We start from the raw sequence: 25802 nt of genomic DNA, 5'->3' as shown, positions 1-25802 counted from the left end.
ATAATAATTTTTTCAAGTCAGAAGGAGACTCAATAATAAAATTTAGCACCTACGAAAAGATTAATCCCCAGTCTTTTTTTGATTGTTCTGGACAGCTTGACATACTACTCTTTCTATAATCTATTTTCTTTTTATTGATGAAAGAAACCATTACATTCATTGGATATATACTATTCTTGTTCGTTACTACTATGAGCAGTCCGCTCTCAAAAGTAAGGAATTTACAATAAAAAGCATCTGGATCCTAGAAACAATTTAACATAATTAGAATAAATTTGTATAACAATTTGTCACCCACTAACTTTTCTGAGATAATAATAAATTGGAAATTAAATATTACTTTTTAAGATCATTTAGTTTTGACTCGGCTCCTACTTTAAAATCTTCCGCTTTGGATGTAATCTGACCTTTTAATTTATCATAGGCATCCGTCACCGAATTAGCTACATTATTTGCCGTCCCTTTAACACTTGAAGAAACATTGTTATACTGCTCCTTTAGAGCGTCGGTAAGTTCCCCATATTTATTCTTCGCTTGATCTTTTAAATCGTCTGAATTCTTCTTTATTTTCTTTCTTGTCTCTTCTCCACTACTGGGAGCAAATAATACCCCTGCAAGAGCCCCAATAGCAGCACCTGCTAGCATTCCCAGAACTAAGCCCGTTTTGTTATTTTTTTCGCTGCACATTATATATTTATTTTAAGTGGTTTGTAACTGTATACTTATAAAAAAAATACAATTAATATACCAATCCAATCACTCTTGCTAATAAAAGGAAAGTTTAGGTAATAATCGGAAAGGCTTAGCTTACTTAGACATACCGAATCATTTATCCCTTGTTTTCCAAAATAAAATGAAATTTTGAACCTTCACCTATAGTACTTTCTACCTGAATATTCGTATTATGATAATGTAGTACTTCAGCTACGATAAAAAGTCCGATACCGAAGCCTGATATGTGTGCAATTTCTTCTTTTTCTACTCTAAAAAACCGATTAAAAAGCTTTTTCTGATCCGATTTACTGATTCCCACGCCTTGGTCACTGACGTAAATATTGATATTCCCTTCATCTATTTTTTCACAGCCTATTATAACTGTCCCACCTCGAGGTGAATACTTTACCGCATTACTCAGCAAATTAGTAAGTACCTGTCCGATTTTATCCCTGTCAGCCAGAACTTCAAATGAATCATTACAATTAATTTTAATCACATGTTTATTGCTGATATATCTGGCTTCGTCAACGACTTCTTCAATTAACCCCAATAATTGAAACTGCTCGAAGCGCAATTGTATTTTCCCTTCTCCTATTCTAGCTAAACTAAGAAAGTCCTGTATCATCGAAGTCATTCTTTTAGATTGAATTTCTATCCTTTGTGCTAATTTATTGCCTAAATCTATATTTCCATTTTGGAAATTTCGCTGCATTGCCTGCGCGCATAATAAAATGGAAGTAAGAGGTGTTTTGAGCTCGTGACTGACCATAGAAACAAAATCATTCTTTCGCCTTTCTTCCTGTTTCTTTTCTGAAATGTCTCTTACAATCTTGGATATTCCCGTAATTTCTCCAGATTCATTCCTGATAGGTGATATCGTCAAAGACACGTCCAGCAATTTACCAATTTTTGTTATCCTTTTTGTTTCAAAATGGTTGATAGGCTCTCCTGCCCGCATCCTCTCCAAAATAAAATCTTCCTCCTCAAGTCTATCTTCAGGAATTATCCTCAAGATAGGCTGTCCTAACATATCCTTAGCATCGTATCCGAACATATCCTCCGCAGCTGCATTCCAGCTGCTTACAATACCATTCAGGGTTTTACTTACAATCGCGTCATAAGACGAATTAACAATAGATACCAATTTGGCATTTTTTTCTTCTGAATTTTTTATATCAGTAATATCCAGAACACAGCCGATCATTCGTTGGATTTCATTCTCTAAATTCATGTACGTTGTTCCCTGAACTTTGATCCATATCATAATGTTTCTAGATTTAAGAAACCTGCAAACAAAATCAAATGGTCCTATTACTTTGCCATGTTTCAATTTAGAAACAAAGTCACTGACAGCTTTCTTATCGTCCGGATACACATAATTCAATATTATTCCGCTATCGTCCCTGTCAAAATCAATTCCCAGCATAGTTTGCATTTCACTGGAAATTTGCATTATTCCAGTCGTAAAATCGAGATCCCAAGTTCCCAAATTTGATGCTGTGATTGCTAACCTAAGCCGCTCCTCATTTTCTATAAGTTTTTGTTGGTATTCGCTTTTTCTTTTTTCTTCCAGTACTAGCTCAGTGATGTCTTTTGTAAAACAACGCGTGTGAATAAATTTATTATCCTGCTGAAAAACATTTGAGCTTATTGACACATATTTGATATCTCCGTTTTTACATTTTAACCGTGCTGGAAAATCCTGTACAGTTTCGTAATTAGATAACTTATTTAAAAGATTTTCTATTACTTCACTATCTGCATGAAAATTCTGGATGGGAAAACCGATATACTCTTCTTTTTGATACCCCAATAGATTTAATTCCGCCTGGTTGGCCCATATAATTACCCCTTCACCATTCACCCAGTGCAGAGGCATACTTCCATTTTCAATAAAGTCCGTTAATTCTTCCACGCGGCGCTTTAACGCTTCATTCTCACTTACCAAGCGTTCTGTATTCTCAGGTTCCGTCATAGTTGATTAAACTTTAATAATTAGCTAACAAAGTTATCAGTTTTAGGATTATTAATCGTTGAAATTTAGCTGTTTCACGCATAAGTTTTAAAATTGAATAAAGAAACATTTTGAAATATGAATCTAATCCTAACTAAAATCTATCTAAATTTCAAAGAATTTATTTTAGAAACAATTTACAAAAAATAGCAGGACTAATCATGAGTTCGCTAACAATGTCAAACGTTTATTTTAAATTTTGATTCAGACAATATTCTAAAACATTATAAGCTAATAAGTTATTAAATTATGATATTATCATCTGTTTATTTAAACTTGTCCTATATCAGATATTACAAGCTAGGCTAAGTTTATATGGTAATTATTAACAATTTCAAGAATATAAATCCAACGAGGGAAAAATGATCGGGGTTTAGAAATCGCATATGATTAACCAGCAGCAGATCGATCTCTTTGCCGAGGTAACCAATGACCATCAATGGATTCATATCGATCGGCAAAAAGCCGAGAAAGAAGGTCCCTTTTCTTCAACTATTGCGCATGGGTACCTGACCTTATCCCTGATTCCTTATCTCTGGAAACAGATTGCAGATGTTAGAAACGTGAAAATGGAAATCAATTATGGAATAGAAAATTTTAAATTTGGACAAGCCGTTCCTGTAGATAGTGAAGTACAACTCCAAGCAACCGCAAAATCCATCTGCAACCTTCGCGGAACAGTAAAAGTGACTATTGAAGCTAAACTTGTAATCAAAAATCAAATTAAACCAGCTTATATCGGGGATGTAGTATTTCTATATCATTTCAATACCTAAACCCGCTCTATTTACCTGTTTCAGCATTTGCTGCATCCACGGGTTTTGATTCTGGGGATCCTTTTTGACGTAGAAAGATGGTAAGAATCACAATAGAAGCGACCGACAGGAATTCGCTTTGCCAATTTTGGAATGTCTCAAACCAAAACTGGGGTTCAGCAAGAAAGTCCAATAAACTTTTTTCAGGTTTACCACGTAAGGTTTCTTGCAAATTGGCATCTTTAAAACTACCATATAGATGTCCTGCCCAACTGAAAACAAAAAGGATTACAAATGCGATCGACAACGAATTTTGATAAAGAATCAAACGCCATCCTCCTTTTTTTACTGGAGCAGGCGCACCATTGCGTGTGCGATCAGGCAATCGATCCACTTCTTCCTGCTTTTCCGGATCTTTTGATTCTGCCGATCCAACCTGCCGCAAGGAGATTGTAAGCATCACGTAAAGTGCCATCTGTAAAAATTCACTCTGGAAATTTTCAAAAGTTGCCGAGAAAAAATGGCCACTTCCCAAATAAGAAGAAAATCTGATTTCTTGAGCCCCTAAATCTTTCAGCTCTTCATTGTGTTCTTTCCATCCAAAAAATGCCTGAGCTCCCAATGCTAAAACAAACAAGGAAATAAAAACAATCGACAGACTATTTCTGTAAAAAAAACTTTGCTTTTTATTATTCATGGCTTCTAAAAGATTTTATAGTAGTTTTAACAATGTCTTCAATCGTGCAGTACACAATTTCGCGCGCTGATCCGCTGAATACTTTCCTATATTCAATCGTTTTTTCTTTGATCAAAATGCAATAAAACATCGTTCCTACAGGCTTTCCGGGGCCTTCACTTCCACCAGGAGTTGTAAGTCCGGTAACAGCAACTACAACATCGGCACCCATCATCTTTTTAACCCGGAACCCCATCTCTTTAGTTACTTCGGCAGACTCCGGTGTGTATTTCTCTATAAGTCCTTTAGGAACCCCTAGAATTTTTTCTTTTATGTGGGCATCATAACAGACTAGACCACCCCGCAAAATCTCCCCAGAATGTTCGCTTTGTGAAAATTCAAACGCTAACATCCCTGCCGTTGCACTTTCCGCAAAAGCGATCGTGTATTTAGCAGTAGCAAGGAGATTGCTGCACTCTTCTATTAATTCTTTTAAATCCCTCATATTTCTGTTTTTAGAATTTAATTTTATTAATACTAATATCTTCACTAAAGTACTGCATATAAACAACACCGAAACTGACAAGGTTTAGCGTATTTTTAAATACCTGAAGGACAGGTTTAAACAAAAGCGCCTCTTATTTTTTAACAAGTGTTAAATTTCTTTTATTGAACCAAAATGGTATAGCCTTGGTTATCTATGAAATACACTTAAAAATTTTTATTATGGCAACAACAAAATCTGTACCGGCAAAAAATGCCACTAAGAAACCTTCTGGAAATACCGGAAAAATGAAAGACAGTGAATTCCACGAATTTTTCGTCGATGAATTAAAAGACATTTATTGGGCAGAGAAAAACCTTGTGAAAGCTTTACCCAAAATGCAAAAGGCAGCGACCAGTGAAAAACTTGCAGCTGCATTTGAAAAGCATACCAAGGAAACTCAGACACATATAGAAACGCTTGAACAGGTATTTGAAAAATTGGGAGAAAAAGCTGTCGCAAAAAAATGTGACGCTATGCAGGGCTTGCTTGATGAAGCAGATTCCATTATCTCTGACACAGACAAAGGAACATTTACAAGAGATGCAGGTCTTATCCTTGCAGCGCAAAAAGTTGAACATTACGAGATCGCAACTTACGGAACACTTCGCACATTTGCTGAAACGCTGGGCCATGATGATGTGGCTGCACTTCTCCAGCAAACACTGGATAATGAAAAAGATACTGACGAAGCACTGACCGGCATAGCAGGAGGTTTTGTAAATGACAAGGCTGTCGAAGAATAGTTATAAATAAAGTAATCTGAACAATAGAAAAACCAAAATGATTTAATATTGTTCTAATATTACTTTTTATAAAATAGGTTAATATTTCAAAAAGCCTTGGGTTCCCAGCTCAGGGCTTTTTAATGAAAACAATAAGCCGTCCATATTTGTTATTGACAGTAACTCAACTATATTAAGTACATTTCATGTTTAAAGGTCGAATTTTGCAATTCGACCTTTATTATTTTTTCACCTATTTTTTCCTAAACTTCCTTCATGGTTTTCCCACTATTGGGGATCAAGCTAATAACATTTGTTGAAGTGAATGAAAAGTGGATTTGGAAAAATAATAACAAAATATTGTTATAATCGCTCTGTAGCTTATTAAATATGTTTTCGCACAAAAGGTTTAAGTAAAGAAAACTCATGATTCTTTCAATCATTCGCTTCTTCCATAAAACTAATTTTAGTTATTTATCGATATGTTTTCTAGTAACCTTCCATACATCTGATTCTTCTATACACTGTAAAACCCATACTTTGGCAGCTATGGCGTTTCCTGCAACAGTTTTATAGGGAGCAACATACAGAATAATTTGATCCGGATCAATTACTTCGATATCACCCGTGGAAATCGCCCCATCTGAAAAATCGATAATTACCTCCATATACACGCAGTCCATTAAAGGTCGAAAATTAAACTTTCCCAGACTACCTATATAAATATGTGTATTGTCAAAGTTTATATGTCTCATAACGCTTATGTTGAATCACTCTTAAGACTCATCTTTCGTATTCTTGACAAGACTTATTCAAGAAGAGAAGAAAATAGGATTTCCTTTTTTTGATTTGTTGTCTGTCATAATAAACAGTTTAAAAGATTACAATTCAGTATTTCGATTTTTAATTAAACCTAAAGCTGGCAATCAAACATTCATATAACACCTGGCGATATAAATTTGATTGATTTCTTTTCATTTAACACACTTTTATAAGACATTAATAGAAGATCTTTCTATCCTTAACAAGAATAAGTCCTTGTTCATTCATTTTTTTAATGGTACGAATTACAGTTTCTACACGCAGCCCCGTCAAATTTGCTATTTGCTGTCTTGTCAGGGGAAAAGCATATTTAAACTGTCCTTCCACAAAAGCAGATCTTTTGTAGTAGTCCAGCAGCGCTACTATTTTGGGAATTGGCTCGTTAGCTGAGTTGCCGAAAAGCATGGCATATTTATAAAACAATCTATCTGAAAGATGTCCCAAAAGTCTAAATACAATATTTTTATTTTCATCCAGTAGCTGTAAAAACTGTGCCTTTGGCAAACATAGTAATGTACAGTCATCTTTTGCTACAGCGTTCATCGGATAATGATTTCCACCAAACAGAAGCGATTCTCCAATACTCTGACCTACTGAAAAGATATTTAAGGTAAATTCCTTTCCATCTTCATGATAGTTGTTTAGGTCTACAGTTCCTTTACTGATCTGCAGGTATGCCATTGGGTTGTCACCACGGCTAAAAATTATTTCTTTTGCAGTGTAATGTTGGTAAATAGCACCGTATTTAAGCAGAATGTTCTCATCAATGACCATGAATAATAGTATTATTTTAGACAGTTAACACTTCATTATACCTAAGCAGGCAAAATGACAGTACAAATATTAGACCGACAAACGAATGCAAATATCAGTCTTACTCTAAGTGGTTTTACTAGGTTATAATTTATTGTAAAAAAACAAATTTCTAAAAACAATTAGGTTATCCATCTGTTATTAAAAGGCACTGATAGCATACAGTTTACAGTTTTGTTCAGATACTGCACAAATATGTTCGCTTTAATTCACGAATTTCTATTTCTTCCACTATGAATGGGATTATTCTTAGAACTGCCACAATTGAAATCGGTAGCACGGCAGAGTTTTTATTCAGTCCTGAAGTTGGACAGCGGGCAATTCCGGCAATTATCGAATTCCTTGGAGGCCAAAAAGCCTATGCTGAAATCTACGAAGTTCTTCCAAAGGGTGTGATCATTAAGGTCGGAGAATATTCTACAGATCAAGGCGAAAAGATCACCGTAGGAATGTGGCATCTCAGGTATGACAAAAGGAAAAATGAATGGAAAATAGTGGAAAATCTACTTCCATCATGAACATTTTATTCAAATGTTGATTGCTAGCATCAACCTAAAACCTATTACATAAATAATTTAAGATCACTATTTCGGACTTAAATATGATTATCTTTAACATACCCTATTGTAAGACCAACAATTTAAAAATAAACCTATGCCAAAAGATACTTCTGATTCAAAAATCTTAGGATTTTTCAAAAAGTTAGGTCCCGGACTCATCACTGGAGCCAGCGACGATGATCCTTCAGGAATTGCGACCTATTCACAGGCAGGTGCACAATTTGGGCTTTCTACGTTGTGGACCGCCCTGCTTACTTTCCCGCTGATGGCAGCCATACAGGGTATGTGTGCAAGAATAGGTCTGGTAACCTGCGAAGGATTGACAGTAACATTAAAAAAACATTACTCCAAACCCATCCTTTATAGCATGCTACTATTTAGTTTTCCGGCAATAACACTCAATATAGGGGCCGATATACAGGGAATGGGCGCGGTGGCAAATATGATATGCCCTCAAATACCGGTATCAGTTTTTTGTGTTATTATCACCGCTCTGCTTCTTTTTATCATCATAAATTATTCGTATCAGAAAATATCAATGATCCTGAAATGGCTATGTCTAAGTTTATTATTATATATAATCGTACCATTTATGATCGGTCAGGACTGGCTTTTGGTTGCAAAAAAGACTTTTATACCCACGATAAAATTTGATAAAGAATTTCTTTCGATCATAGTAGCAATTCTTGGGACCACAATTTCCCCCTACTTATTCTTTTGGCAGACTACAATGGAGGCCGAAGATCAGGCGCACAAGGGTGCAATAGTGGTGGACAAGCAGATATTAAGTGAAATGAAGACCGATGTAAATTTGGGAATGCTCCTGTCCAATATGGTTATGTTCTTTATGATACTTACAACAGGAACGGTACTTTTCAACGGCGGAATCCATAAGATCGATACAGTGGATCAGGCAGCCAAAGCACTGGAGCCTCTGGCTGGAAAGCTGACCTATTTCATTTTTGCTACAGGAGTTCTGGGGACGGGAATGCTTGCAATTCCGGTTCTTGCAGGCTCACAATCCTATATGCTTGCTGAAACCTTTGGATGGAAGGCGGGGTTAGACAAAAAATTCTCTCAGGCAAAACCGTTCTATGGTTCTATTATAGTTTCGCTTCTTGTCGGGCTTTCTCTTGACTTTTTTGGTGTAAGCCCTATTAAAGCACTGCTTTACACAGCAATTGTATATGGACTGACAGCTCCGGTCATGATCGCGGTCATCATGCATATCGCAAATAATAAAAAAATAATGGGAAGGCACACAAATACAAGACTTTCCAATATTCTGGGAACGATGACTTTTATATTGATGACGGCAGCAGCTGTAGGGCTAATATACTTTCTGTTTTGATGGCATAAAGATAAAAGCTGACCCTCAAAAAAGTCAGCCTTTACCTTAAATCAAATTAAACTGGAACGTTTATATGGGAACATTCCCACAAAGCCAAAAGTTTGCATTTCTAATAAATAAGCTTTTTCACATTCAATTTATATTCTATTTTACTTTCCACCATAGATCATGGAGAGATAAGTATGTAAATTCATTGGATTTCTTCCCAATAGATTTTTAAGATCGTCGCCGACAACGTTAAATTCGTTAAGGGATTGGGCATGTGCAAATGCTGTAATATCATCCACCAATTGGGAAGGAAGACCGGCACTTCCCAATGTACTTTTAAATGATTCTATACCCGGGGAAACGAAATTAATTTTTTTGCCTGTAATCGATGTCAACGCCGCCGCAACTTCCTGAAATGTATAGCTTTCAATATTGGTTATGTTATATATTTTTCCGTCATGTTCATCGGTGACCAGAATTTCAGCTGCGGCTTCAGCCATCTCTGATCGCAGTACAAAAGCTGTTTTTCCTTCTGCAGACGGGTAAAATATTGTTCCAGTTTCCAGTACATGTTCACCTATACTCTGAACCAGCAGATCCATATATAAATTGTTTCTCAGAATATTATAGCTGACACCACTATTTTTAAGCAGTTTCTCAGTCTTTAAGTGCGTTTCGGTAACAGCTGCAATAACGGTTTTTTCGACCGGAACATTAGTGAGAAGTGAGGTATATACAATATGTTTAACTCCGGCTTTGATTGCGGCTCTGACCACATTCTCGTGTTGTTTCAAACGGTTTGTAACATCATTCCCCGACACAAAGAGCAATTTGTCAACGTCACTGAAAGCCGTTACCATTGAACTATAATAATCGTAATCGCCTTTAATAAGAATGCTTTAATATCATTAACTACTTCATTTGCGTGTTCGTCTTTTACGCCATGTCCAGTTTTATCATAAACTTTGTGAACAATAAAAGGCTTGTGTTCCTCTGTAAGTTTATCATTGCCTTATGTTTAATAAAAACGCTGCTATTTTCACAGCAGCATTTTCTTAATAAAATTAGAATTTTATTGACATTCTTTCATAAAACCTTCAATCTCTTCATTTTTCAGCCCCGGATTAGCTCCCGAATAACTCGCCACCAAGGCACCTACTGCACTTGCAAAATCAAGAGCTGTATCAGGATTTTTGTCTGATAACAATTGAGCTATTAAACTCGCCAGAAAAGAATCGCCTGCACCAACAGTATCCACCACCTTCACAGGATAACCACCATGTCGGTACATCGTTCCCTTCCATAAAAGAATGGAGCCATGCTTACCCAATGTTACACAGATGGAGTCAGTATTCGTTTTTTCTGAAATGAAAAGGATATTTTCTTCAAGATCATCTGATTTAAAACCTAACTCAGCAACAATTTCCAAGATTTCTTCATCGTTAAATTTAATGAAATCGGCTTTGCTCATCAATTGTTCCAGAAGTTTAATATGGTAGAAAGGCTTTCTCAGATTCACATCAAAAACCTTGAACATTCCAGGGTTGGAACCCAGCAGGCTGAAAAGCGTATTTCTTGAAGCATCATTCCTGCAGACAAGGCTTCCATAAAAAAAGACATCGGCATTTTTAACAATGTTCAAAGTATCATTACTAGTTTCGATAAAATCCCAGGCAGATGGAAATTTGATTTCATAAGTTGCAGAACCACGCTCGTTTAATGTTACCTGGACAATACCCGTATCATAATCCTGGGTCGTAATAATTCCGCTGCTATCAAGCTGATTTTCCCGGACGTAGTCACAAATTATTTTTCCGTCCTCATCATTTCCAACAGCACTTATCATCGCCACCGGAAATCCGAAAGACGCCGTTCTGAGCGCGAGATTGAGCGGAGCACCGCCGATTTTCTTTTCTTTTCCAAACACATCGAAGAGCACCTCTCCGAAACTAACTGCATTTATTTTTTTATTAAGGAACATTAATTAAGGATTTTTGACATTAATATTGCTGAATGAACTGTCCGAAGAACCAAAAATACTCCATTTTTTGTTAACAATATCGTACACACGATTGCTAAACGCCAATTTATCATTCACATAGACCACACAAATATCATTGCTGATGAAAACCGTTACGTTATAGTTGGTTCCCGAAATTCCAGACAAAGGATAAGCATTGGCAAAATCCTCACTTCCGCCGTTCATCACATAGCTAGCAATTCTATTGGAAGAAGGTTCGAATGAAATTTTAAAACCATTTTGCCCGTCATTATCCTGTGCCAGAATCAATCCTGCTTTCCCGTTAACAGAACCTTTCAATGTAAAGCCGATCTGATTGGCTTTCTGAAGCTTCCCGAACATTACCTGGGAATTTGCGGAGAGATTAAAGCTATTTCCATTTTGAGAAGTATTTCCTGTAATCTTATCTACGGAAAGCGGAACATTTTGCCCGAATACAGACTGCAAGGTAGAAATAGGTTTCACTCCCAAAGTTCCATCCGGATTCTGAACAAGTTTATGTGTTACAAGATTTCCCGCCCAGTCTTTTCCGCCGGTATTATTTTCAGGGACTTTTCTGGCAGTCCAGCCTACCAAATAGCGGTCAGTATTATCCGAAACGGTTTTTGCAGCGTAGAGATAAGAGCCGTCCAACCGGTCATTCGCAGGTGTAGTCCACGGTCCGTTTGGCGAAGTTCCGATTCTATAATGTGTTCCGGTATTGTTACTCCAGTTTTCGGAGAAAACAAGATACCAGTAATTGCCCATTTTGAAAAGGTCCGGACATTCAAGCATAATGTAATTTTCTGAAGAAGCTGTCGTGTAAATCGGGTTTTCCACCGTCCAGTTTCCGCTGGCAGGATTGGTTGTAGTAAATTTAAGAACAACTGCTTTTTTAGCTGAAGTCTGTGCAGAAACCAGCATCCAGTATTTTCCATCCTCAGCATTGAAGAAAACATGCGGATCTCGGAATTCATAATCATAATAGCCAGCCGGAGCAGTGATTTTAAAATTTTTCACTTTCATCCAGTTTTTCATATCGGTACTTGTTGCCAAAAGCACACTTTCCCTCGGATTACTCGATAAAAACGAAGCAATCTCATTATGCCCTGTGTAATAGTAATAATAAGTACTTCCGACTTTCACCAGACTTCCTGTTCCCACACCAAAATCCGGTTCAGAAGCTGTTCCGTAAGGAATTTGTCTCCCTTGATAAGTAAAATCCTTGAAATTGGTCGTATCAAAGCTATGAATATCATGAAATCCTTCGCCAGCAGGTTTGGTCTTAGCGTCATGCAGAAAGAAAAGATGAAATTTCCCGTTTTCGTAATACGGCATTACATCGCCGACATAACCGGCAGTATAATACGGATTAGTGTTTCCCATCCACTGATTTGGCGGTTGCGGAAAAATGTTCGTCTGTCTGAAAATCTCATCGGGATTCACATCTGCCACCGAATCATGATTTTGGCAGGAATAAGTCGCCAAAGCCATTATAGCAGCTAAATATATTGTTTTGATTGTCATTGATTCTGATATTAATTCGTTACAAGATAATTAAGGCTGTTCTCGGTGATTTTTTTGATGTTATCCAAAAATCCGTTCGGCTGGCTTGGCGTTCCATTCGCGGTTTCGTTATACCAATCATAAGCTCCCATTGAGATAGTGATACACTTTTTATTGGCAGTTCCACCCGGAAATTCGGCCACTGCAACACGTCCGTCCAAAGTATTGTCCCAGGCTTCACTGGCAAGATTATTTCCTCCTGTTTGCGTTCTCCATCCGGCACCGTTTACATAGCCTCCCCAATCCGGCAAGAACCACCACGCCGTATGATTCAATCGGAAGGTCCCTTTCTGAAGAAAATTGGCTTTCCCGGATTCGTAGGTCTGGAGCCCATCAAAAACAGGGTGCGTTTCATTACCTTTGAAAGAAATTCCCCAATCGTTGTTCGCATCTACACCCCCATTCGGTAAGAAATCCCCGAAAACATTATTCGGACCTTTTCCAGAAGGCACAATTCCCAAAGCATCCACATATTGAGCAGCAAATCCTGTTAACAGAATATTCCCGCCCGCATTTAGATAGGTTTTGATTTTGGAAGTCACGTTTGTATTCAGCGCATCACCCGGCAAAGCCGTAGCGGAGTCAAAATACCACCAAATCACATTGATGCCCGTAAGGTTAGCTGCACCACTTGCCACATCTGCCATTGAAACGTAGACCGCTCCGGAAAATTTCCCGAAAAGCCAGTCGGAAGCTGCAATTTCATCAGGATTGGTAAGACCGGTTCTGGTTGCTGCCGTTCCGAGGAATGCCACTGTTGGACCTGAAACCGGCGTTGTTACTTTTGCCGTGTAGATTTCGGTCAGATTTGTATTAGAAACGGTGAACTGTACAGGGCTACTGAAATTAATCGTGGTTCCTGATGCAGGATTGATGCTCACACCATTTGCCATTTCTATCACAGGCTGCAATGCGGTAAGATTTGTTCCTTCCGGTATTGTAAGTGAAATCGTTTTGCTTGAATGGTTGATGGTTGCCGATAATCCGTTGATTTTAAAACTGATAATCGGAACCTGAGCCTGAACCGTCACTTGATAATCTTTATAAATATTACCATTCTTCACTCTGAATTTGACAGGTTGTGAAAAATCTATTACAGTTCCCGAAGCTGGAGAAATAACTGCTGTTTGCGGAATTTCTATTATTGGCGATAAAGCTTTCACACTCGTTCCGTAAGGTAACGTTACCGTGATTTTATCATTTTTATTATCAATGTCTCCAGAAACGCCGTCTACTTTAAAGGAAGAAACATTCACCGAAACATCTGTTACCAGCCCGTCTTCCATATTGTTGTCGCAGGACCAGACTAACATAGCGGAAACCAGCAAAATGAAATATACCGGGAGTTTATTAAATATTGTTTTCATAAATCTTTAGTTTTAATAACCGTTATTTTGCTTGTACAATCCCTGGCTGAAATTGATCTGAGCCAATGGAATCGGACAATATTCTTCGATTCCGTGATCAAATCCTGCCTGAGAATAGTAAGACCTTTTCGTTTTTTCTCCGGAATAATAGGTATTCATCGTACCTGCCGCAGTTCCCCACCTCACAAGGTCGAAGAAACGGCTGCCTTCCATTGCAAATTCCATTCTGCGCTCCCATCTCAGGGCTTTTCTTGCAAAATCTTGATTCCATGTACAGTTCACGCCCGGTTCATATTTACTGATAAGGTTGTTTGAAGTGTAACTTCCCGTCAAAACGGTACTGTTCGCTGCACGCTGTCTCACCTGATTAATTAATGGCAACGCTTCATTGATTTGCCCAAGTTCTATTAAAGCTTCTGCCTTCATCAACAACACATCGGAATAACGGATAATGATCCTGTTTTTGGAATTGGCGTAAAACGGATCTACATTCACCGTACAACCACATCCTACGGGTACATTTTCCTTTAACGAAGCATAATAACCATACGTTCCCGGGCTCCTGTTCCAGCTTTCCTGATAGATTTTGTTTTCATCATATTTCCAAGGCAATCCCGGCAAAGCAACTGTATGGTAAAGTCTTGGGTCCACTTTATAATTGTTGAGCTGATTGTAATTCAAATCCGTATCATTATACGTATCAAACATTGGCAGACCTTGAGGTGTTGTCTTGAAAGCGTTCACCAGATTCTGGCTTGGTTTGTGGAAATCGCAACAGCCTAAACCTTGCGGCAGAGAAAGCACATCACCATAATTCAGTCTTCCGAAAAGCGTTCCGTCATTATCGGAATATTGAATGGAAAAAACCGATTCCGGACCATTCTCGTGCGTTCCAGGAAGAAAATTGTACCCGAAATCTGATTCCAGAGTATAATTTCCGATCACCTGGTTGGCCGCATCAATAGATTTTTGAAGGGTTATCGGATTAATCTGAGTCACCGTATAATTGTCGTCCTGCTCATACGCCTGATACAATCTCGCTTTTGCCAAATATGCATAAGCCGCGCTTTTCTTTGGTCTTCCGACTTCGGATTGTGTTGACGGTAAATTAGCGGCAGCATCCTCAAAATTGGAAGCGATGGCGTCCCACAATTGCTGGTCGTTCTTCGCACGATTGGAGATTTTCGGATAATCATCAATCGGTGTATTTTCATCTACGTAAGGCACATATTTGAAAAGGGTTTTCAACATAAAATAAAAATGCCCTCTCACGAATTTCATCTCGGCAATTCGTTTCTGCTTATTTGGATATTGAGCATCAGAAAGTTGGTTCAATGCTGCAATTGCTTTATTACATCTTCCGATTCCTACATAATGTAGGTACCAAAGACGATCCAATTCACCAAAATCCGAACGGATATTATTGGAAATTTCAAAAAAGTGAAATGCCTGGATATCGTTGGTTCCGCTTCCACCTTTGTAAGCATCATCCGAACGTACATTTCCGTAAGGCCAAAGACTGAAAGGGGTATCGTAATGGTCGTTTCCAAGTGCCGCATAAGCTGCGATCACGAAACCATCCACATTCTCCGGCGTTACAACATCAGCTTCGGACAATGCGCCTCTTGGCTCATTGTCCAGAAAATCGTTGCAGGAAGTTGTTCCTAACAGAAATGCACAGGCAACTGTTAATAGTATATATTTTTTCATTGTTTTAATATTATTTTTAAAGTTTTTTTTAGTCTCTCGTTGATTTTTAATCCATCAAATCTGGAAAACCTGTAAGAGGTTTATTTAAATCTTATAATGATAAATTAAATCCAAAATTGAACATCAGCGGAAGCGGATAACCGAAAGCCGGCGTTTCCGGATCGATGCCCGTGAAGCTTTTGGATTTGATGGTCAGAAGATTCTGTGCGCTGATGTAAATCCTGAAATTGGTAAGTTTGTATTGCTCCAAAACATTTTTCGGAAGACTATAACCTAACTGTAAAACTCTTAATTTCAGATAACTTCCGTTCTCTACATAATAAGATGAAAATCTGGACTCTGCGTTGCTGTCTACTGTTGTGAGTGCCGGAATATCAGAATTCGGATTCTGTGGTGACCATGCATTGAGCAGTCTCGTTCCTTTATTGGAACCAACATCATCTACGCTCCAGAAATCGGTCTGATATTTTTTAGAATTGATGACATCCACATTGCCGATACCTTGCCAGAAGGTTGACAAATCGAAATTTTTGTAGGAAAAATTAAGATTAACGCCATACATAAATCCCGGATTCGGATTTCCAATCCATGTTCTGTCTTTGTCGTCAATAACGCCATCATTATTTAAATCGGCATAACGGATCCTTCCCAATCCTTTGCCCGGTTGCGTAGCGGAATTATCAACTTCTGCCTGCGTTCTGAAAAGTCCGTCGGCAACATAACCGTACATTGAATTGATTGGCCTTCCGAGAATATTATCTGTGGTTCCGTTTCCGCCATAATTGTTGATAACGGATTGTGGTAATTCCGTGATTTTGTTGCGGTTCATTGAAAAGTTTCCTGAAATTTCATAACCAAATCCACCGGAAGTCTTGTCCTGATAACCCAAAGCGACTTCAATCCCTTTGTTTTCCATAGATGCGCCGTTGATCCAACGGTTTCCGCCTTCGCCAATCACACCCAGATAAGGAGGCAAAACGAGAATATCCTTGGTATCTTTTTTATAAATATCCACGCTTCCCGTCAGTTTCTGATTAAAAAATCCGAAATCCAGACCGAGATTGGTTTGCGTGGTAGTTTCCCATTTCAGATCGTCATTTTTGGTTTGGGTCGCAATGAATCCTGAAGGCAATAAACCGCTTCCCACTCCGGAAATATCATAAGCCGTTCCATAGGAAGTTGCCCAGGTCGGATTTCCGCCTGCATAATTAGCAATGTAAAGAGAATATACTGCCGAATTGCTGATTTCCTGATTTCCGGTCTGCCCCCAACCTGCTCTCAGCCTTAAATCTGAGAAAAACGGAATCCATTTCTCCGCAAAATCTTCTTTGTTGATTCTCCATCCAGCCGAAAATGCCGGGAATGTCCCGAAACGGTTGTTCTTCCCGAATCTTGACGAACCGTCATAACGTACCGTTGCAGAGAAAAGATAACGGTTGTCATAATCGTAGGAAAACTTCCCGAAGTATGACAACAAACTGTAATAAGTAGAACTTCCGCCATTGAACGCATCCCCTGTTCCTGCATCCGGATACATATAATCAGGGGTTTCAATAAGGAAGCCTTCTTTTCTAAGCCACGTATTGTTATAGGTATCTTTATACATTTCCATCCCGCCAAGTAAATCGAAGTGGTGATTTCCTGCTTTGGCTGAGTATTGAGCAGTATTGGTCCATGTCCATTTTTCAGTATCTGACTGGTCAATATTTACAGCATTTGTTTTATTCTGAAGATAGCCGGAAACATATCTTCTTTGTAACATTCTTTTATAATAATTCGAAAAATCGATCCCGAAACTTGATTTCAACGTTAGGTTTTTCACAGGTTGTAATTCGGCATAGACATTGCCAAAAAAACGCTGGTAACGATAGCCGTTGTCTTTGTTGTATTCCAAAAGACGTACAGGATTCTGACGGTCATTCATCCCGCCAACCGGACCACCCCATCCAATTCCGTCCACAGTATGAACAGGAATAATAGGCAATGCTCTCAAAGCAGGATCAAGAACGCCCGGATCCATTAATTCGTTGGTTTTATTATATGTGAAATTTTCCCCGATTTTTAATTTACCATCGAAAAAATTATAGGAGGTATTCACACGGGCAGACAATCTTTTGAAATTGGTCAGTTTCACAATTCCGTCATTGTCATAATAACCCATCGAGAAATAGTAAGAACCTTTGTCTGACGCACTTGAAGCCGCCACATCCAAAGAATTGGCAACACTGGTCTGAGAAACCTCATCATACCAATTCGTATTGGCAGATTTGATGGTTTTTACCGCATCAAGATATTCCGGAACATAGCTGTTGTACAAGGTTGGAACGCCGTTCTGAACGCCCCAGTCGAAATTATAGCTCAGGTTGTTGTTATTCGGATTAAGACCATCATTGATATTAGCCTGCCAAAGTACCTGACCGAACTGTTTTGCGTTAAGAACCGGTGTTTTTCTCGCATATTGGGAAAAGGCGGTGTAATAGTTTAAATCAATTCTCATCTTGCCTTTTTTCCCTTTCTTGGTGGTAATGATGATCACACCATTTGCCGCTCTGGAACCGTAGATACTTGCGGAAGAAGCGTCTTTCAGTACCTGCATTGTTTCGATGTCGCCTGGATTCAGTTCGTGCATTCCAGCTTTTGTTGGGACTCCATCTATTACATAAAGTGGATCGGTATTGTTCAGTGTTCCTACACCACGAATCAGGACTTTTGTACTTCCTCCGGAAGGCGAACCGTCCGCAGAGATGTTGACACCTGCCACTCTTCCTTGTAACGATTTGATAGGATTCGGTTCTGCTTGTTTGTTAAGATCCTTCATATCAACAATGGAAACTGCACCGGTGATATCAGCTTTTTTCTGCTTGGTATATCCGGTCACAACGACTTCGTCGATGTTCTTTACCTTATCTGCAGCCATAATGATGTTGAGGACAGTTTTCTCATCCACCACCACTTCCTTCGTGGTATAATCGGTATAAGTAAAAACCAGCGTGTTTCCTTTCTTCAAATCATTAATCTGAAATGTCCCACTGCTATCAGTTTTCGTAGTAGAGCCCGTTTCGGAAACGGTCACAGTAACGCCGCTAAGCGGTTTCTGATTGGGAGACAGCACCTTCCCTTTCACAATTTCCTGCGCAAAAAGGTAGGAAAACGGAAGAAGGCAAAAGGCAACTGCAATTTTATATTTTTTCATATCATATAGTTTAATTTTAATTAATTATCTACGGAATGTTCTACACAGATATTGTTTATTTAATATCAAGCTGATGTGCAATGATATTTAACGAGCTTCCTTTCGTGTCTGTTGATAAGGTCAGTTCTGAGAAATGTTCGTTTGGGAAGAAGATTTCGGTCAGTACTTTTTCGCCGTCGTTGAAGAAGATTTCAATCGAAGTCTTGTCGATAACCAGCTTCATTTTTGCCTCGGAATAGATCTGATTCAAGGGCGCTTTGGTAACAGGAGTGACGTAATGGTTTCCAAAACCTGTTTTCCCTGATTTGGAACGATCGACAAACAATTCTTTTGTTTTATTATCAATTCCAAAAACGACTTCTTCTCCTAAAGAATTTTTCAGTGCGAAGCTATAAGTTCCGGCAGTCATTTCCTTTAAATCTAAATCGAGAACGGCTTTAGTCAGGTCAATTTCTGACTTATCTATTAATTTATTTTCAGCTTTCAAATCGATTTTTTTCCGGATAGATTTTCCTTGATAATTTTTTAGTCCAGCAACTGGAATATTTGTAAGGATATACCCGTCTTTTGTTTTTTTAAGTGAAACTTCCCTCGCCATTGTCGTACTGCTTCTCCACGCTTCCGTAGGAACTTCCTGCGCATATTCCCAGTTGCTCATCCAACCGATAATCACCCGTTTTTCCTGCGGAACATTATCAAATGAAACGCTGGCATAATTGTCTTTTCCCCAATCCAGCCAGGCTGCTTTTTCTTTCTGAAGCTGTTTTGTGAAAAGTTCATCAATCTTAAAAGTTTTTCCGTCAAAATCACCGACAAAATATTGTCCTGCTGAACCATTATTTGGTCCTCCCGGATTGATGTTGACAATCAAAACCCATTTTTCTTCATTGGTACCTTCGACTTTTAACGGAAATAGATCGGGACATTCCCAAACGCCACCGTGGCCACCCAGATCTTTTCCAAATTCGGATTGAAACATCCATTCTTTAAGGTTTTTTGAAGCATAAAAATGCGTTCTGTCCTGAGCCGCCAGAACCATAATCCATTGCTGTCTTTTGCTATCCCAGAACACCTTTGGGTCACGAAAATCACGGATTCCTGGATTTTTAAGAACAGGATTTGCGCTATATTTTGTCCAAGTCTTGCTATTATCCAAAGAGTAAGCGATTCCCTGAGATTCCACATCTATTTTTCCGTCTTTTTCTCGGTTGGGATTGTGGTAAGTGTACACTGCAACAACAGGGTTATTTTTGGAATCTCCGAAACCCGAAGTATTGTTTTTATCGACTACCGCACTTCCTGAGAAAATATATCCCAAATCATCCGGATAAAGTGCAATCGGCTGCTCTTCCCACTTGACAAGGTCTTTGCTTGTGGCGTGTCCCCAATGCATCGGCCCCCATTTGTTTCCATCGGGATAATGCTGGAAGAACAGGTGATAAACACCGTCTTTGTAATAAAGCCCGTTCGGGTCGTTCATCCATCCTTTTTTGGGGCTGAAATGGAAATTGGGGCGGTAAAGCTGCTCTTCCTTCTTCGAATCCGACTGAGCGTTGAGATTAGAAAAAAAGACAGAAGCAACAATTAAACTTGATATTATTTTTTTCATTGGATTATTTTTTCTCGAAGATTTTATTTTTTTGTAAGTGTTTTGCTTAATTTTTCCAGTGATACGCCTTTTGTTTCCGGCATCATAAAAATCACAAATAACAGCTGAAATACCATTGCGATCGTGAACACCAGAAATACCGTTCCGGCTCCAATCGTAGAAAATAATGTCGGGATAAGAGAAGGAATTATCGCTGCCAAAACCCAATGCGTAGAACTTCCGAATGCCTGTCCTGATGCACGGAGATGGTTCGGAAAAATCTCGGAAATGAATACCCAGATCACCGTTCCCTGTCCGATGGCGTGAGAAGCGATAAACAGGAATAAAAACACAGGAATCGCCAAACCCGACCACTGGAAATAAAAAGCCATAGAAACGAGCCCTAACGAAATGATATAACCTATAGAACCAATATACATCAAAGTTCTTCTGCCAACTTTGTCTATGAGATTAACTCCAACCAACGTGAAAACCATATTAACAATACCAATTCCGATGCTGCTAAGAAGTGCGGTTTTTTCGCCTAATCCTGCCTCGCCAAAAATTCTCGGTGCATAATACAAGAATGCGTTGATGCCCGACATCTGGTTGAAAAATGCGACAAAGAAAGCAAGCATCAACGGAAAATGGTATTTTTTCATAAAGATATTTTCTTTTGGTGCTTCGGCGTGATCATCTTCCATCTGAGAAATGAGTATATCAGAATCCTGATCTGGATTTACGATTTTAACTACATTTTTAGCGTCGTTTATTCTTCCTTTGGAAACGAGCCATCTCGGACTTTCCGGAATTATAAGCACACATAAAGTATAAATACTTGCCGGAATCGCTTGAACGCCAAGCATCCATCGCCAGTCGTTATCTCCGATTCCGCTGAGTAGATAATTGGATAAAAAGGCAACTAAAATCCCCAAAACAATATTGAACTGATACAAAGAAACCAATCTTCCGCGATCTTTTGCAGGAGCGATTTCGGAAATATAAGCCGGTGCAGCAATAGTGGATGCTCCAACGCCCAAGCCGCCCATAAATCTGAAGAATGCGAAAATATAAGGATCATTAGAAAGCGCTGTTCCGATTGCTGAAAGTGCATATAAGACACCGATTGCCAAAAGTGTTTTTTTACGCCCTAATTTGTTGGTCGGGATTCCACCAAAGATGGCGCCGATAACGGTTCCCCATAATGCCATTCCCATTACCACGGCTCCATGGAACGCATCTGAACTTTGCCAAAGCGCCTGCAGTTTTTTGTCGACTCCGGAAATCACCACAACATCAAACCCGAAAAGAAATCCTGCCAAAGCTGCGGTGACAGACCACATCACAATTTTATTCATATATAGAATTATTAATTTGTTTGTGGCTAATATATTCCGGGACAAGAATGCGAAGGTCTAATTATGTAACAAAATATTTCGTCAAGGTTAATTATTTGTTAATCAAATATAATTAACTGAAAATCAAAATTTTAAATTTTATTTGATTTCAAAATATGATAATAATGTTTCAAAAATGTAACACCATTCTATAAAAATGTTACGTGGATTATGATTAATTTTAAACGTATGAACGAATATTAGTGTGGGAAGATTGACCGAAATTTGAGGTGGGGTTTTGGGAATTTACGACTTTGGTTTCTATAAGATGAATACTTCGAGCAAGCAATACATCATTGTTCACCCGAACAACGACGTTTTATTAATACTGACAACGATATCTCGCTCGCAAGGAATTGCTACTCTATTCGGGAAGAAAAGAAAAAGATCTACAAGAATTAATTATTCCTCACCAATGCCCTTCCTAAACACATTCGGAGAAACCCCAAACTTATTTTTGAAAACCGTGGAGAAATAATTCGGGGAAGAGAAGCCGGTTTTATAAGCAATTTCGGAAATCGTCAATCCTGGATTTTGCAACATGGATTTTGCCTGTTCCAAACGGATATTGTTGATGTAGTCACTTACGTTCACATCAAACATTGCCTTTATTTTCCTGTAAAGCTGGATTCTTGAAATATTCAGTAAATCTGCAAGATTTTCTACTGAAAAATCGGGATTATCAATATTGGTTTTTATGATCTGATTCAATTTGTTCACAAAAGTCTGCTCCATACTTCCGAAGGATTTGCTGTCCACAATTCTACCAATGTTGTTGGTATAATAATAACGTAGTTTTTCACGGTTGTAAAGCAATGAACGCAGCGACTGTGTCAGAATCGGATAGCTAAATGGCTTCGTAAGATATAAGTCAACCCCGGATTTCAGTCCTTGAAGATAAGATTCCTTATTATCCAAAGCCGTGAGAAGAATGACCGGAATATGAGATGTTCTGAGGTCATTCTTCAGGATTTCACAGATTTCAAATCCGTTTTTTTCAGGAAGATTCACATCGCAGACAATGATGTCGGGAATCTCGCTTAGCGCCTTATCAATCGCATCCGTACCATCGGAAACCATCACATCAAATTCTGTCTGAAGCTTATTGCTGAGGAAAAACGACAAATCCGAGTTATCCTCCACCAAAAGCAAAGAATACCGATCACTAGAATTTTCCTGATTTTGCATAAAACTTCCTTCTTCTACCACACCAAAAACAGCATCTTTTGCCAATATTTCCGCATCCATAACACTCGGTTCTTTTATCATCTGATCTTCATTGAAATGCTTGTTTCCTTTGTAAAGGCTGATGATAAATTCGGTTCCCTGAAAAGAACTCACCTCGATTTTTCCGAGATGAAGCTCCACAAACTGACGGCTGAGATGAAGCCCGATTCCTGAACTGTTTTTCCGGTTGTTGGAACCTTTGAAATAGGGTTCGAAAACGTTGCTGATCTCTTTTTCTGGGATTCCTATACCGTTGTCTTTGAAGCTGATAACCGCCTGATTTCCTTTTTCCTGAATCGTAATTTCAATTTTTCCGTTGTCCGGCGTGAATTTAAAAGCATTTGACAAAAGGTTAAAATATACTTTATCCATCAGGTTTCTGTCAATGTACAGATCCAGATTTTTGTTGGCGGAATGGATTTCAAACTTAATATTCCTTTTTTTGGCTTCATTTTCAAAATCCCTGAAAATCCCGTAAGTGAAATCGTAAATATTGGTTTTGGAAACCCTTAAATTAAAGGTTTTATTTTCTATTTTTCTGAAATCCAAAAGATTGTCCACCAACCTAAGCAAACGGTTTGAATTTTTATTAATCAATTCCAGCTCATAAGATGGCTTTGTACCCTTGCTTTTAAAATTATCTTTTAATGATTCTAATGAACTCAAAATAAGCGTTATCGGTGTTTTGAATTCGTGTGACAAGCCAGTGAAAAAGTTAACTCTTGCTTCATTACTTTCCTTGAGCTCGTTGGCAATGGTTTCAATCTGATTCCGCTGAATCGTCACACGTTCGTTGGTGAGGATAAGCTGTTTATTTTTAATTTTAATGGTATAAATCAGGTAAATAGCATAGGCAATCAGGCAAAACATCAAAATCAGAAGCACAACAGACCATCGGAACAATTCTCTTTGGGAAGAATAGAGTTCAGTCTGCTTTTTCACGGCATTCACCTGATTTTCAATAACGCCTTGCTGTTCAATGATTTTATCGAACTGGTTGCGCATAATTTCGGCATTAAACCTGTCGATAATGGTTGTACTGAGCTTGATGCGTTTCGGTGGAATTTGCTCGTTGTAGATTTTAATGGCGGTTTCGATAGCTTCCGTTCCGCCTGTAGGATAAAGCAAAGTGGCATTCAATTTACCGTCTAGAACCATCTGAATTCCACCGTCTTTGGTGTTCAGACCATCCACACCGATAAATTTGACTTGATTTTCCACACCGGCATTTCTCGCTATTTGCCATGCTTGCGTAGCGAGTTGGTCATTGAAAGCAAAAACATAAAGAGCCTGATTTCCCAATGAATCCAGAGTTTTTCTGAATGCTTCGGCCGGAAGACCTTTGAAGGTTTTTATCAGTTCTGTATTGGAATTATTTTTAATAGTTTGCTGAAAACCCAGACTTCTTTCCATTGTAGGTGAAGAATTATCATCGCCTTTTATTTCAATGACTTTTTTAAAATTTTTAGAATCCGAGATAATGTACTGCGCTGCTTCTTTGCCAATCTCCATATTATCAGCTCCGATATAAGTTGCATATTTATCAGAATTGATTTTTCTATCCACCAAAATCACAGGAATCTTTTTTGCAAAGGCTTTTTCCACCACAGGAACCAGCGAATTGGGATCAATAGGTGAAATAATGATGATATCCGCTTCATTATCTATCATCTTCTGAATATCCCGAATCTGCTTCTGAACCGAACCTTCTGCTTTACTAATGCTTAGCTGCACCTCAGAATGCAAAGACGCCTGAATCTCCATGGAATGGTTCATGGCCTGTCTCCAGGGATGATTTCCCAAACCTTGCGAAAAGCCGATATGTATTTTATCCGATTTTGTTGAAACATCCTTGCAGCCATACAAAATTATTAGCAATAAAAATAAAACGGTACCAACCTTGGGAAAACCAAACGTTCTAAAAACTTTTTTCGTAGACATAAACACAATATTAATAAAGATGTTTTACACCTACAATTTTGGTGAGAGTATTTTTATGTTAATTTATTATTAATTTTTTTTTCCTTGCTTCATTCAGATATAAAGATTTTCGAATTAGACTACAATCAAAAAAATCAGTACGTTTGGATTTGAAAAAATTAATAATTTCTCCAAATTAAGGGTAGATATAATCCAATAATTGTTTTTTTAATCCATTTAATAGTCATTAGAATATATTTGACCCTGAAATTCTATAACAATTCTATTTTCCTGTGATGAAATTTTTGCATTTTAATGTCCAAGGGGTGTAGAATCTTTCAAAAGTTACCTGCGCTCCTTCAAACGGCTCACCTTTGTATGTAAGATGATAATTGCTGTTTCCCGCCTGATTGTACAACCAGGTAAGCCTTAGAATTGTATAATCAAATTCCGGAATTTCGAATAAAGCCGTCGCTTCTTTATGGCTTTGAATCCCGGTTGCGTCAACCATTCTTGTATTCCATTTTCCGAAAGCGCCGGGAACTCCATCATAAATTCCAAGGATAGAAGCAAGAATTATTCTTTTAGTTCCTGATTCTTTCATTGCTTTGGCAATGTGGTTTTCACACCTTCTTTGCTATTCATATCATTCAGATAAATGACATCGACATTTTTCATTGTACTGACGAATAATTCATAGTCAGTAAAATCACCACTTACCACAGTAATTTTATCAGATTGATGTTTAATCTTTGTGATGCATTTCGGGCAAATAAAACCAACTCGTTGTCGGTTTGCTCCAGCAAATCTTTTGTCAGCATTCGTCCGATTTGTCCTGCTGCTCCTAGTATTAAAATTTTCATTTCTAAA

Annotated in this window: 21 protein-coding genes; 4 read left to right on the top strand and 17 right to left on the bottom strand. The window is 38.3% G+C overall.

Going from position 1 to position 25802, the window contains the following annotated elements:
- Positions 1–336 precede the first annotated feature (336 nt).
- Together JI747_RS11280 and JI747_RS11275 are read right to left on the bottom strand one after the other, a co-directional pair.
- A complete protein-coding gene (locus tag JI747_RS11280) occupies positions 337–687 on the bottom strand; it encodes a YtxH domain-containing protein (protein WP_225688708.1) in 351 nt (116 codons plus the stop codon).
- Positions 688–829: 142 nt separating this feature from the next.
- Positions 830–2692 (bottom strand): PAS domain S-box protein, encoded by a 1863-nt coding sequence (locus JI747_RS11275; RefSeq protein WP_225688706.1) that lies wholly within the window; start codon positions 2690–2692, stop codon positions 830–832.
- 425 nt (positions 2693–3117) lie between these two features.
- Here JI747_RS11275 and JI747_RS11270 point away from each other — a divergent pair, with 425 nt between their 5' ends.
- Positions 3118–3507 carry a MaoC/PaaZ C-terminal domain-containing protein gene (locus JI747_RS11270; protein WP_225688704.1) on the top strand — a complete coding sequence of 130 codons (390 nt, stop codon included), beginning with the start codon at positions 3118–3120 and terminating at the stop codon, positions 3505–3507.
- Between the two features lie 7 nt (positions 3508–3514).
- On the opposite strand, the gene JI747_RS11265 is transcribed toward JI747_RS11270, so the two are convergent.
- Together JI747_RS11265 and JI747_RS11260 are read right to left on the bottom strand one after the other, a co-directional pair.
- Entirely contained in the window at positions 3515–4183 is a 669-nt protein-coding gene (locus JI747_RS11265; RefSeq protein ID WP_225688702.1) for a DUF6766 family protein, read from the bottom strand.
- Positions 4176–4667, bottom strand: a complete 492-nt coding sequence (locus JI747_RS11260) for a CinA family protein (RefSeq protein WP_225688691.1) — start codon at positions 4665–4667, stop codon at positions 4176–4178. Before JI747_RS11260 ends, JI747_RS11265 begins: the two co-directional genes overlap by 8 nt.
- Positions 4668–4888: 221 nt before the next feature.
- Here JI747_RS11260 and JI747_RS11255 point away from each other — a divergent pair, with 221 nt between their 5' ends.
- Positions 4889–5452, top strand: a complete 564-nt coding sequence (locus JI747_RS11255) for a YciE/YciF ferroxidase family protein (RefSeq protein ID WP_225688689.1) — start codon at positions 4889–4891, stop codon at positions 5450–5452.
- Between the two features lie 449 nt (positions 5453–5901).
- Here JI747_RS11255 and JI747_RS11250 read toward each other — a convergent pair whose 3' ends face one another.
- Together JI747_RS11250 and JI747_RS11245 are read right to left on the bottom strand one after the other, a co-directional pair.
- Positions 5902–6186: a hypothetical protein gene (locus tag JI747_RS11250; RefSeq protein ID WP_225688687.1), complete on the bottom strand. Its 285-nt coding sequence runs from the start codon at positions 6184–6186 to the stop codon at positions 5902–5904.
- A gap of 244 nt (positions 6187–6430) precedes the next feature.
- Entirely contained in the window at positions 6431–7027 is a 597-nt protein-coding gene (locus JI747_RS11245; RefSeq protein WP_225688685.1) for a Crp/Fnr family transcriptional regulator, read from the bottom strand.
- A 272-nt stretch (positions 7028–7299) separates the two neighbouring features.
- Between JI747_RS11245 and JI747_RS11240 the strand changes: the two genes are divergently transcribed.
- Together JI747_RS11240 and JI747_RS11235 are read left to right on the top strand one after the other, a co-directional pair.
- On the top strand, positions 7300–7584 hold the full coding sequence (locus JI747_RS11240; protein ID WP_225688683.1) for a hypothetical protein: 285 nt from the start codon (positions 7300–7302) through the stop codon (positions 7582–7584).
- A 136-nt stretch (positions 7585–7720) separates the two neighbouring features.
- Positions 7721–8977 carry an NRAMP family divalent metal transporter gene (locus JI747_RS11235; protein WP_225688681.1) on the top strand — a complete coding sequence of 419 codons (1257 nt, stop codon included), beginning with the start codon at positions 7721–7723 and terminating at the stop codon, positions 8975–8977.
- Positions 8978–9126: 149 nt separating this feature from the next.
- Here the strand turns inward: JI747_RS11235 and JI747_RS11230 are convergent, their stop codons facing one another.
- The 11 genes from JI747_RS11230 to JI747_RS11180 all read right to left on the bottom strand — a co-directional run bounded on the left by JI747_RS11230 (position 9127) and on the right by JI747_RS11180 (position 25795).
- Positions 9127–9855 carry an NmrA family NAD(P)-binding protein gene (locus JI747_RS11230; protein ID WP_225689487.1) on the bottom strand — a complete coding sequence of 243 codons (729 nt, stop codon included), beginning with the start codon at positions 9853–9855 and terminating at the stop codon, positions 9127–9129.
- Between the two features lie 182 nt (positions 9856–10037).
- Positions 10038–10946: a carbohydrate kinase family protein gene (locus JI747_RS11225; protein ID WP_225688678.1), complete on the bottom strand. Its 909-nt coding sequence runs from the start codon at positions 10944–10946 to the stop codon at positions 10038–10040.
- A gap of 3 nt (positions 10947–10949) precedes the next feature.
- Positions 10950–12491, bottom strand: coding sequence for a glycoside hydrolase family 32 protein (locus JI747_RS11220; protein ID WP_225688676.1), 1542 nt, complete (start codon positions 12489–12491; stop codon positions 10950–10952).
- Positions 12492–12502: 11 nt separating this feature from the next.
- Complete coding sequence (locus JI747_RS11215) at positions 12503–13897, bottom strand: DUF4960 domain-containing protein (RefSeq protein ID WP_225688674.1); 1395 nt, start codon at positions 13895–13897, stop codon at positions 12503–12505.
- 12 nt (positions 13898–13909) lie between these two features.
- Positions 13910–15607: a RagB/SusD family nutrient uptake outer membrane protein gene (locus JI747_RS11210; RefSeq protein WP_225688672.1), complete on the bottom strand. Its 1698-nt coding sequence runs from the start codon at positions 15605–15607 to the stop codon at positions 13910–13912.
- A 91-nt stretch (positions 15608–15698) separates the two neighbouring features.
- Positions 15699–18800: a SusC/RagA family TonB-linked outer membrane protein gene (locus tag JI747_RS11205; RefSeq protein ID WP_225688670.1), complete on the bottom strand. Its 3102-nt coding sequence runs from the start codon at positions 18798–18800 to the stop codon at positions 15699–15701.
- 55 nt (positions 18801–18855) lie between these two features.
- Positions 18856–20409 (bottom strand): glycoside hydrolase family 32 protein, encoded by a 1554-nt coding sequence (locus tag JI747_RS11200; protein WP_225688668.1) that lies wholly within the window; start codon positions 20407–20409, stop codon positions 18856–18858.
- A 23-nt stretch (positions 20410–20432) separates the two neighbouring features.
- Entirely contained in the window at positions 20433–21746 is a 1314-nt protein-coding gene (locus tag JI747_RS11195) for a sugar porter family MFS transporter (RefSeq protein ID WP_225688666.1), read from the bottom strand.
- Positions 21747–22187: 441 nt separating this feature from the next.
- A complete protein-coding gene (locus JI747_RS11190) occupies positions 22188–24953 on the bottom strand; it encodes a substrate-binding domain-containing protein (protein WP_225688665.1) in 2766 nt (921 codons plus the stop codon).
- A 262-nt stretch (positions 24954–25215) separates the two neighbouring features.
- Positions 25216–25548 carry an NAD(P)H-binding protein gene (locus tag JI747_RS11185; protein WP_317197623.1) on the bottom strand — a complete coding sequence of 111 codons (333 nt, stop codon included), beginning with the start codon at positions 25546–25548 and terminating at the stop codon, positions 25216–25218.
- A gap of 100 nt (positions 25549–25648) precedes the next feature.
- On the bottom strand, positions 25649–25795 hold the full coding sequence (locus JI747_RS11180) for an NAD(P)H-binding protein (protein ID WP_225688663.1): 147 nt from the start codon (positions 25793–25795) through the stop codon (positions 25649–25651).
- Positions 25796–25802: the final 7 nt, after the last annotated feature.

Source organism: Chryseobacterium tagetis, assembly GCF_016735585.2.
Lineage (GTDB): Bacteria > Bacteroidota > Bacteroidia > Flavobacteriales > Weeksellaceae > Chryseobacterium > Chryseobacterium tagetis.
The sequence above is the reverse complement of the archived record's forward strand: the minus strand, read 5'-3'. Positions and strand labels throughout refer to the sequence as shown.